This is a genomic window from Pseudanabaena sp. BC1403 (assembly GCF_002914585.1).
Taxonomy (GTDB): domain Bacteria; phylum Cyanobacteriota; class Cyanobacteriia; order Pseudanabaenales; family Pseudanabaenaceae; genus Pseudanabaena.
This window is the reverse complement of record NZ_PDDM01000055.1, coordinates 1-9,139: the sequence shown is the minus strand read 5'-3', so window position 1 is coordinate 9,139 and position 9,139 is coordinate 1. Positions and strand designations below refer to the sequence as shown.

Here is a 9,139-nt window from a genome sequence, read left to right as displayed (position 1 = left end):
TTCGCTGTAATAACCCAAAATTATTCCTTTTTTCTCTTTGTCTGAGCTTATCCTAATTTGCACAAGTTATTTATTTTTCATTCCTTATCAGCGTCAACAGGCGATCGCAGAACGGCGAAAAAGACTACTAGCGATTCAAACTCAATTGGATGAACAACAGGAGCAGTTAGATCGCGAATCCAGCGCGATTATGATGGATATTAAGGCTGTGGGATTGACTGACAACAATTCTGAAGAAATTAATCTAGCAGTAAATACCTATCAAGAACATCACGAGTTGGGGATTTTGCAAGAGCAGTACGTCAAACTCAAGTCCCAACTGGCACTTCTAGATAAGAAGTTGGCAGATCGTTATGGCGATCGCTATCAAGAGATTAAGCAGCAATGGGAAAAAGCAAAAACTTGGTATAACCAGAAAAAAGTTGAGGCTGATGCGAGTGGAGTCATTCCTTTGCAACAGAAACAAATAGAAATTGAGAAAAATATAGGCGAGCTTGGTTCAGTGGCTGCCCGTAAAGAGGAACAGATCAAGCAGGGCTTCAAAGAAATTTGGAAAAGCAAAGATTCTGTCATTAAGCGCTAATTCCCAAACTATACAGTTTATTTAAAGAGTAATCAACTATGAAACTAATTCAACTTATTCTAGGCGTTCTTCTTCCACCAGTTGGCGTTTTTCTTGCCTTCGGAATTAGCACCACTTTATTAATCAATATTGGGCTAACTCTACTAGGGTGGGTTCCTGGCATTATTCACGCTGTTTGGGCGATCTCTAAACAGCAAGAGCAACAGGCAATTAATTAGATTTATTCAGTTCGCTCTATTTGAATAGCACTTTGTATTTTTCACGATCGTGTTTCATCAAAAATTACTATTACTCTAGGTTAAAGAATATGATTGGATACTTTGTGACCATATTGGCGACTGCTTTAGGGCTTCTCGTTGTTGATATAGTTGTTCCTGGCGTAGACATTGCCAACTTTCCTGCCGCATTATTAGCAGCGGTAATCATTGGTTTTGTCAATGCATTCATTAGACCAGTTTTGCAAGTCTTATCCCTACCCCTCACTTTCATTACGCTAGGATTATTTTCATTCGTCCTCAATGGAATATTGCTATGGTTGGCATCAATTATTGTTCCAGGATTTACGATGAATGGTTTCTTAGCATTTATCCTAGCTCCCATCGTTCTATCTTTTTGTAGTACTTTCCTAAATAAATACTTTGCTGAGAAAGGAGTTGGTCTTGAAAGAAAAAGATAAACGGCTTAAAGCGCTGCCTATTCTAATTACGATTATGGAAACTCAGATGAACTTTTTTCGCCAAGCACGAACAACAATAGTAGCGATCGCACTAATGCTGGTTTTAACCTTTACAACTGCTTGCGGATCTGCTCAAACTCAATCTTCTAATCTAGTAAAACTCAATCAGAGTTCAGATTACAGTCAAATAGCGCGAGGCAATTCAGCCGCAGGGCAAGATTTTGGCAATTGGGTTGTACAAACTAGTAAAGGCTTAATTATGGATGCTTATGTGCGCGACAGTAATAAATTAGGGGTCGTAATTTCATCTCAAGTTCTACCCACAGATGTAAAGTCCCTAACTCAATCATTAACCCAAGGCTTTCGGAATACTTTCCCCAATCAAGATTTAACCGTTTTGATCTATGCCCCTGACAAAAAGTTAGTTTTGACTGCTCGCTATGACTATCAATCTAAACAAATTGATTATCAGCAAGCAAGCTAATGCAGCATGATCCACCCAGATTTTTATCGAGATAACCATGAGTAATCAAACCCTAACAATTTCCAACTTCGATGATAATTACTGGCGACAGAATTATAGTTCTCGTCAGTATATTGAAAAAGAAGCTAACTATGAAGACTATCAATTAGCCTATCAAACGGGACAAGAAGGTTGCGATCGCTATCTTGGCAAAAGCTTTGATGAAGCAGAAACCGAACTCAAGCGAGATTATGAAGCTCTCTTAGTCCAAAAGAGTGGAACAGGACTAGATTGGAATAAAGTCAAAGAGGCAGTTCGTGATGCTTGGGATCAAGCAGGAACTACTTAATTTTAAAGGCAGTCCAAGGCGGCGCGAAGCGCCGCCTTGGACGCATAATTTATTTGTTTTTAATGGAGTTCTAAATAGCTATGCCAAATACTAGTGATGAATATAAGCGCCAAGTCATGAAAGATTTAGAAGGAGGGAATAAAGAAACCCTACCTGATGAGTCAGAAAATTTTGAGGATTTTGACAACTTTGCTCAAAGGTCTTCCCGTGAGGAACGCCGTAATTTATTTAGTGATTTTTTCCAACCCGATCGCATTTCTTCGGCACAAATGGAACCAGAATTGCAACAAGCGATCGCAAAGATTCAGCCAAATCAGCGCGATGACGTAGCTAGAGAGTTATTTAGCCAGCTTAAAAAGAGAGGACTAGGTAATCGAGAGCTAGAAAAACAATTAGGTTTATCTAGTCACGATCCTAATCGCATGAAATCTGATGATGTCGCCAAATTAGCAGGGTTTGCTTATCATTCGCATCCTGACATTTTCCATGAAGTTTTAGCTGATCAACCTGCACTGGTAAAGTTCCTAAGCAATCCTCTTGTGGGCGCAGTTGTAGGGGCGATCGCCTCAAAATGGATTGGTCATAAATGAATCATCCCACCGCCAGCAGACAGAGTATTAAATTCTTTTTACTAAAATATACTCACATAGCAGAGTGGTGAGTTGTATACCATTTTTAAAAAATTACGATTTATGTTGTATTTAATCAATTCATTCAGGACATCAAAGATTTGCTTGTCAGAGTAATCAAAGATGTCGAGGATTTTGAGTTTGCACTACATCAAGGGTTCAGGTCGTTATGGTGAAAAGGGATATTGTTATGATCGAAGCACCTCAACCTGCTCAAAGTTCTAGACTGTTGAAAGAAGATCGCATGGAAGAAGAACGGATGCGTGATATTTCTCTGTTATTGACCTGTTTGGTTCAACGGGAAGAAGCTTCCGTAAAGCTAATTTTGGATTGCCTTTACGATATAGGCTCCAAAAATATCATTAATAAAAAATTTCGCTATCCTCCCTTCAATAAATTTATGAAAGCGATCGCGAGAATGTCTAAACCCGCATTTAAGTATTATGCTCTCCGTTGGTTTAAGAAAAACTGCCCCACATTAATTGCTGATTGGCTCCACTCAAAGGTTACATTTTAGGACTCTATCTATCAAGGGGATTAAGTACGGGCATAGCAACGATTCGTGTAAAACTATATCACGGCAGGCTTAAAAGCAATATATTGCAGTGCTTTCAGTGATTAATTTTAAAAAGGCACTTGAACCTTTTTACATCTCATCTAAAACGATATTTTTTGCACCATTTAAGAGATCTAAAGACTTGTGGTCAATGCTTTTAGAGAATCAGCATTTGGAACAATATAAGCATCGTAATTGTGTAACTTGGCGTGATCGATTGAACGGAATCAGTCGATTTGTTCCTAAAAATCGCTTGCAGGTTTAGCTCCAAAGAAAAATAGCAGATCCCCAACTTAATCCCGCCCCAAACCTGCGATCGCAATCAGAGGAATTTGAGTAGCATTGGAAAGAAAAAGTGCTATTGACAAGCTTGTTACAATCGCGCCTCTCTCTAATTCCTATAACGGGAGCAAGAGTTTCAACAGTTGATTGAAAGATATTTTGCAAACACACCAAGGAAACTTAAGGTTTTCAGAAACGACACACGTTAACAACACAACCTAAAACATCCTTTGGGGTTAATATCGAAGGATGTCTTGCCTATTCAAAACGGTTCAATGACTCAAAACAAAATTTAAGCCAGTCACAGAGGCGATCCTTGAATGCCTACAATGTAACTGGCTTTTAATTTTTATATGTTATGCGCTGCCTTACTACTTAGTTCATCTATTGTTAATGAATCCTAGTGTTGGAAGCGATTTTTTGTTGTTATTAACATTACTCAGTTTTTTATGATGTGTCTTCCATCTAAGTACATAATCGCCTCTGTATCTTGATGAATATCTAAATACCAATAGGGTTAGGTAGCAAGGAGTAGGTCTAAATACTGCCGCTGCGCTATACCCTTACCCATACCGCTATCGAAATGAAGGAATCGTTGTCATACCTCACAATACTAAATTTGAGCCCCCATTAGATATGTTCAAGAAGAATAAATTTATGCAAATTATTTTGCTCCTAATTGGAACAGGACTATTATTTCTTGCCGTTTCAGGCTCTTTCGCGGTAATCAACAATTTACTAGAAGGCTATCAAAGTCAAAGTTGGACAAGCGTTAACGGAAAGATTATCAGTTCCAATATTAATTCATCAAAAACAAAAAATGGATATTCGTATACTCCTGAGGTAGTCTATGAATATTCTGTGGTTCAAAATGTCTATACGAATAAAACCATTGCATTCTATTTTGAAAGTACCGATAGCAATAATGCTGGAGCTAGGGTTTCAAAATATTTGACTGGTAGTCATGTAAAAGTCTTTTACAACCCAAATTCACCAAGCATCTCTTGTCTTGAGCCGGGCTTTTTTCTGTGGGAAAACCTAGGGGTATGGATAATCTCCATTTTTATGGGAGGAATAGGTTTCTTGTCTCTTGCTATTCTGTACTCAGGATTTGTGGCAAAAAACTAGCTTTCTGATAGGGGGTAAGTAGCATTGGAACGAAAAGTGGGTTAAGGATTTCTGAACAACTTGAAATCTTCTTTTGATAAAGGTTTGAGGCAAGAAGTTGTTTTTTGCTATAAGCACTCGAAAAAGGGGATTAAGAAATTGAAAGTTCATTGCGGAGCACGTACAGATTACTCAAAATACGTAATAAACACTTTTTTGATTGATCGGAAACCATTAACCTACTTTTTCGTGCCAATACTACTCAACCCAACTATTGCAGCTTTTCCGATGCCTTTAGAAAAGCCCGTTTCGCCGCAATCTTATTCTTACGATTGGTATAACGCCTAAAACTCCTAACATCTCGATGTCTAGTCAACTCCATCGCCAAAGATGGATCTAACTCATACTTCACAATCAAATTCGTCGCAAACGTATGTCTACCCCGATGAGAATGCAAATCAATCCCCGTCTTCTCAGCCAAATCATCCATCACATGTCGAATTCCCCAATAAGTCAAGCGCTTACCCTGACTGCGATTAGAGCAAGACACAAACAAAGGACTTTCAGTCGATAACTCTCCTTCTTTCTCCATCCTCCAATCCAAAAAAGCATCCAAATCTTGAATACCCAACTTCGTCAAAGGCACTTCCCCCTTACTATCCCACTTCGCTTCTTTGATCGCCAATTCCCCATTCACATAATCCTCAATATTGAGACGACAAACCTCCTCCGCCCTCAACCCATGCAACAACACCGAAAACAAAGCCCGATCGCGTAACATCATTTTACTTAAGGCGATCGCTTCATAAATCCGCAGCACCTCTTCATCCTCCAAATCCTTTGCCACAGGATCGGGCAAGCGCTCCTGCTGAATGCCAATTGTTGGATCGGCAACTACATATTCCGAGAGCAACATCCACCGATAAAACGACTTCAGAGTCCGCAGCACCCGATTTACCGAACTCAAAGCCAACTCACGTTCCTTCAGCAAAAAAGTTTTAAATTGCGTCACTTTGCGACGACTCACATCCACCCAAGCCAGATCGCACCAATCTATAAATATCCGCAAGTCCGCTTGATAAGCTTTACGGCTTTTCGGTTGCAAAGACCTCGATGCTAAAAACTCATCAACCCTCGCTTGGCGCAAGTCTGTAGTAGCGAACGCTTTGGGCGGTTCGCTGTAAACAACTAAAATTGGCTCTGGAATTGGCATATCAGCTTGTATTGGATTATTTATCTAGCCACGTATCACAATAATCTCTCGCCATGCGGGGCTAATGACCTTCTCAGTCGTAGTGAGATCGCTTATCGGCGGCAAACACTTTCGGCGATCAAATATCAAACTTATTCTAATGCTTGCAAAAACTGGCAGAAGTTCTCTATGTCTCTAACTAATAGTGTGTAACTTGTCATAAGCTTATCCGTTAGATCAGCAATTCGATTACTTTCTAATTCAAATCCATAGCGATGAATAGCGACATGCCGAAACCCACGATATTCATTTAAATTGTGTAGAGTATCACTAAGAATCACAGGAGGTCTTGTATGTGGAATCTCCAGCGACATCTGTTCTAAAAGTAGCTTGTGAGAACTCGAACCTGTCGGCAAGTTGTTTTCCACTTCCTTGGCAATATCTTCAAAAATGCGTTCAACACCCATATAAAAATTTTGAAGACTAAAAGCAGTTGCATACCAATAGTCATCATCTGCTGTTGTTTTTGCTTTTTGAGCTTGTGAGAGGGCTAATTGCACAGTTGTGGCAACTTTGGTTAGCTCGTTGTTCAGTCTCGCTATCAGGACGTTATAACGATTCATAATTCTATGCCTTGAGCGATCGCCTCAACAATGTAATCAGACGCATTTTCTGCCTCGATGAGATCGATCGCAAATTCACTAAGACCTTGTAGTTTACCAACTGCTTGGAAATAGTCAGATTTTGATAAGTTCCATACTGCAAGATCTATATCTGAGTTCTCATGAATTTTAGGTTGCAGCATTGACCCAAATAGTACTACTCTTGTGGCACTAAACTTTTGACGTAGAATTCTTGCAGCTTGTTTAGCAGTTTCAATACCACGACTTTGCAAGTGTCTGAGACTTTCTTGCCTTGCTTGTTCCCTTTTTCTCGCTGCGAGAATGTAGCCATACATTTTGTCAGTATCAACAACATTTTTGCTTTCTGCCTTTCTCTCAGTTGTAGAAGAGAACAAAATGTGAGAGGAATGTTTATTACTATTCATAATTATCTCCTCTAAGCCAGCAACGAATTTTATATAGGATTAAATATACAGCACAAGGCACTAAGTAAGCTTGATCGATCCACACAGAAGATACTATTGTTTCAAATAATACGATCTAAATACCGAAAAAATCTATGTCTACGAGAGCGATAATTGGCAAACAAATTGATGATGACTCTTATTTATCCGTGTATTTACATCGTGACGGCTATGCTGATTATTCAGGGGTACTCTTGCAAACACATTATGCAACAACAGAGCAAGTTGATCAGCTTCTAGCTTTAGGTAACATGAGTGTGCTGGGAATCTCGATCAACAATTGCTTATTTTATAACCGCGATACCCAAGAATCATGGGGAACAGCAAAACCAATACTCAGAAATCTACAAGAGATTTGTTCCGAAGAGTGGGTATATATTTGGGATGGGACTCAATGGCTGGGCAGTGAATCTAGCTCGTTTAATCTTATTCCCATCCAAGAACTATTGGTATCCCAGTTTAGCTAAACCTCTGCATCCTAGTTTTTTATCTACATACTCATGACAGAACAATTATCAAAATTAGCTTTAGTGTAGAGGATGAGAGAAAGATGCCTAGAAAAAAGCCTAAAGGATTTGCAGGAGAAAAATCTAAGCATAACCAAGAAATGCAGAAATCAGATCAAGGCGACAATACAAAAGGCAATAACCCGCCATTCTGGGTTGAGCTTTTCGTTAATGTCATGATGATATCCAAACTCATTTCGGCGATCGCAACATCAATTTTTCGTAAACCTAAGAGTAAATAAATCCTTAGCTAACGGGCAAATACCCCTTCAATATATCGCAACACGCTAAACAAAGTCCTGAAACCTCGAAAACACGTTGACTGTACTGAGTATAAATACTTATTCATATAAATTTAATGGCAAATAAGTATTGATTATTTGCTCTAAGATGTTTCTGTGACAAGTTTGAGTTTAGATCGTGGAAATGACTTTTTTTGTGATTATGACCATAAGTTTGCCGCAGCGGCAAACTTATGGTATCAAGACTAGTAGTCTACCAAGCTAAATTTGCCTAGTATATTTAATTTCCAGTAAACTGGCTCAAACCCTAGGAGGAAATATGAGCCATAAGAAGTATATCGTGAACTTAACAGAAGAAGAAGTTAAAGAATTGGAGACAATGATCAAAACAGGGAAGCACTCCGCACGGAAGCTTACCCATGCCCGAATTTTATTGCAGACACATGAAGGCAAAAGCGACCTTAGTATTGCGGAAAACCTGAGGGTGAACATATCTACAGTAGAACGCACAAGAGAGAAATTTGTAGAGTCTGTGAATTTAGAAGAAGCGCTGAAAGCTCGTCCTCACCCACCGAAGCCGAGAAAACTTAATATCAACGCCGAAGCATTCTTAATCGCTACGGCTTGTGCCGATGCGCCAGAAGGACGTGCAAAATGGACGATGCAACTACTAGCCGACCGATTAGTCGAGATGCAGATAGTGGAGTCAATTTCTGATGAAACAGTGAGAAAAACGCTGAAAAAAACGAGATTAAGCCTTGGCTGAAAGAGCAATGGTGTATTCCTGAGGTAGATGCCAAGTATGTTTGGCGGATGGAAGATTTATTGGACTTGTATGCCGAGCCATATGACCAAAAGCGTCCAGTGATTTGCTTTGATGAACGTCCTTGCCCATTGATTGAAGAAGTTCGCACCCCTATATCAGCTAAATCTGGACAATTAGAGCGTTATGACTTCGAGTACAAACGTAATGGTGTGGTTAATTTATTTGGCTTCTTTGAACCTTTAGCCGCATGGCGACACATGGAAGTAACAGACCAACGCACTAAAGTAGATTTTGCCCATCAGATGAAAGCTTTAGTGGACATTCATCGTCCCGATGCCGAGCTTATTCGAGTAGTACTGGATAATCTCAACACGCATCATCCTGCCACTCTCTACGAAAATTTCTCGCCTGAGGAAGCCAACCGAATCCTCAAAAAACTTGAATTTCATTACACTCCCAAACATGCTAGTTGGCTCAATCAAGTTGAGATTGAATTCTCTGTGTTATCTCGTCAGTGTCTTGACCGTCGCATCGCTACAAAAGAGGAGTTGTCAGAGCATATTATCATTTGGAAAGACCAGCGTAATGCTCAGAAAGTTACAGTTAACTGGCGCTGTTAAATGTCAACTAACTTGTCCGATGACGACAATTAACTTGGCTGGTTGAGAGAAGAAAAAATAATTGACGCGACGGCAAATGAC

At 39.6% G+C, this 9,139-nt stretch carries 14 protein-coding genes; 11 read left to right on the top strand and 3 right to left on the bottom strand.

Annotated features, from left to right (window positions below; all coding sequences use genetic code 11):
* The first annotated feature begins 37 nt into the window (after positions 1-37).
* The 8 genes from CQ839_RS24370 to CQ839_RS24330 all read left to right on the top strand — a co-directional run bounded on the left by CQ839_RS24370 (position 38) and on the right by CQ839_RS24330 (position 4,666).
* Complete coding sequence (locus CQ839_RS24370; protein WP_103670899.1) at positions 38-583, top strand: hypothetical protein; 546 nt, start codon at positions 38-40, stop codon at positions 581-583.
* 38 nt (positions 584-621) lie between these two features.
* On the top strand, positions 622-801 hold the full coding sequence (locus CQ839_RS24365) for a YqaE/Pmp3 family membrane protein (protein ID WP_103670898.1): 180 nt from the start codon (positions 622-624) through the stop codon (positions 799-801).
* 89 nt (positions 802-890) lie between these two features.
* Entirely contained in the window at positions 891-1,259 is a 369-nt protein-coding gene (locus tag CQ839_RS24360; protein WP_103670897.1) for a phage holin family protein, read from the top strand.
* A gap of 46 nt (positions 1,260-1,305) precedes the next feature.
* Entirely contained in the window at positions 1,306-1,743 is a 438-nt protein-coding gene (locus tag CQ839_RS24355) for a hypothetical protein (protein WP_103670900.1), read from the top strand.
* A gap of 37 nt (positions 1,744-1,780) precedes the next feature.
* A complete protein-coding gene (locus CQ839_RS24350) occupies positions 1,781-2,071 on the top strand; it encodes a hypothetical protein (protein ID WP_103670896.1) in 291 nt (96 codons plus the stop codon).
* An 80-nt stretch (positions 2,072-2,151) separates the two neighbouring features.
* Entirely contained in the window at positions 2,152-2,661 is a 510-nt protein-coding gene (locus CQ839_RS24345; RefSeq protein WP_103670895.1) for a hypothetical protein, read from the top strand.
* A gap of 229 nt (positions 2,662-2,890) precedes the next feature.
* Positions 2,891-3,217: a hypothetical protein gene (locus CQ839_RS24340; RefSeq protein WP_103670894.1), complete on the top strand. Its 327-nt coding sequence runs from the start codon at positions 2,891-2,893 to the stop codon at positions 3,215-3,217.
* Positions 3,218-4,195: 978 nt separating this feature from the next.
* Complete coding sequence (locus CQ839_RS24330; RefSeq protein WP_181016333.1) at positions 4,196-4,666, top strand: DUF3592 domain-containing protein; 471 nt, start codon at positions 4,196-4,198, stop codon at positions 4,664-4,666.
* Between the two features lie 250 nt (positions 4,667-4,916).
* Here the strand turns inward: CQ839_RS24330 and CQ839_RS24325 are convergent, their stop codons facing one another.
* From CQ839_RS24325 to CQ839_RS24315, 3 genes are all read right to left on the bottom strand, one after another.
* Positions 4,917-5,858, bottom strand: a complete 942-nt coding sequence (locus CQ839_RS24325; RefSeq protein ID WP_103670891.1) for a tyrosine-type recombinase/integrase — start codon at positions 5,856-5,858, stop codon at positions 4,917-4,919.
* A gap of 131 nt (positions 5,859-5,989) precedes the next feature.
* Entirely contained in the window at positions 5,990-6,460 is a 471-nt protein-coding gene (locus CQ839_RS24320) for a hypothetical protein (protein ID WP_103670890.1), read from the bottom strand.
* Entirely contained in the window at positions 6,457-6,885 is a 429-nt protein-coding gene (locus CQ839_RS24315) for a nucleotidyltransferase family protein (RefSeq protein WP_103670889.1), read from the bottom strand. Before CQ839_RS24315 ends, CQ839_RS24320 begins: the two co-directional genes overlap by 4 nt.
* A 134-nt stretch (positions 6,886-7,019) precedes the next feature.
* Here CQ839_RS24315 and CQ839_RS24310 point away from each other — a divergent pair, with 134 nt between their 5' ends.
* The 3 genes from CQ839_RS24310 (at position 7,020) to CQ839_RS24300 (ending at position 9,058) form a co-directional block, all read left to right on the top strand.
* The gene (locus CQ839_RS24310) at positions 7,020-7,391 is read left to right on the top strand and encodes a hypothetical protein (RefSeq protein ID WP_103670888.1); all 372 of its coding nucleotides are present in this window, start codon (positions 7,020-7,022) and stop codon (positions 7,389-7,391) included.
* 83 nt (positions 7,392-7,474) lie between these two features.
* Complete coding sequence (locus CQ839_RS24305) at positions 7,475-7,672, top strand: hypothetical protein (protein ID WP_103670887.1); 198 nt, start codon at positions 7,475-7,477, stop codon at positions 7,670-7,672.
* A gap of 319 nt (positions 7,673-7,991) precedes the next feature.
* Positions 7,992-9,058 (top strand): IS630 family transposase gene (locus CQ839_RS24300; RefSeq protein WP_103670886.1). Its coding sequence is split into 2 segments (ribosomal slippage): positions 7,992-8,412 and positions 8,412-9,058, totalling 1,068 coding nucleotides; the frame shifts between segments, so codons are not numbered across the junction.
* The last annotated feature ends 81 nt before the right edge of the window (positions 9,059-9,139 follow it).

Coding starts and splice junctions, on each gene's coding strand:
- CQ839_RS24345 (WP_103670895.1), top strand. CDS start 2,152: ATGCCAAATACTAGTGATGAATATAAGCGCCAAGTCATGAAAGATTTA.
- CQ839_RS24340 (WP_103670894.1), top strand. CDS start 2,891: ATGATCGAAGCACCTCAACCTGCTCAAAGTTCTAGACTGTTGAAAGAA.
- CQ839_RS24355 (WP_103670900.1), top strand. CDS start 1,306: ATGAACTTTTTTCGCCAAGCACGAACAACAATAGTAGCGATCGCACTA.
- CQ839_RS24315 (WP_103670889.1), bottom strand. CDS start 6,885: ATGAATAGTAATAAACATTCCTCTCACATTTTGTTCTCTTCTACAACT.
- CQ839_RS24365 (WP_103670898.1), top strand. CDS start 622: ATGAAACTAATTCAACTTATTCTAGGCGTTCTTCTTCCACCAGTTGGC.
- CQ839_RS24350 (WP_103670896.1), top strand. CDS start 1,781: ATGAGTAATCAAACCCTAACAATTTCCAACTTCGATGATAATTACTGG.
- CQ839_RS24320 (WP_103670890.1), bottom strand. CDS start 6,460: ATGAATCGTTATAACGTCCTGATAGCGAGACTGAACAACGAGCTAACC.
- CQ839_RS24305 (WP_103670887.1), top strand. CDS start 7,475: ATGCCTAGAAAAAAGCCTAAAGGATTTGCAGGAGAAAAATCTAAGCAT.
- CQ839_RS24360 (WP_103670897.1), top strand. CDS start 891: ATGATTGGATACTTTGTGACCATATTGGCGACTGCTTTAGGGCTTCTC.
- CQ839_RS24330 (WP_181016333.1), top strand. CDS start 4,196: ATGCAAATTATTTTGCTCCTAATTGGAACAGGACTATTATTTCTTGCC.
- CQ839_RS24310 (WP_103670888.1), top strand. CDS start 7,020: ATGTCTACGAGAGCGATAATTGGCAAACAAATTGATGATGACTCTTAT.
- CQ839_RS24325 (WP_103670891.1), bottom strand. CDS start 5,858: ATGCCAATTCCAGAGCCAATTTTAGTTGTTTACAGCGAACCGCCCAAA.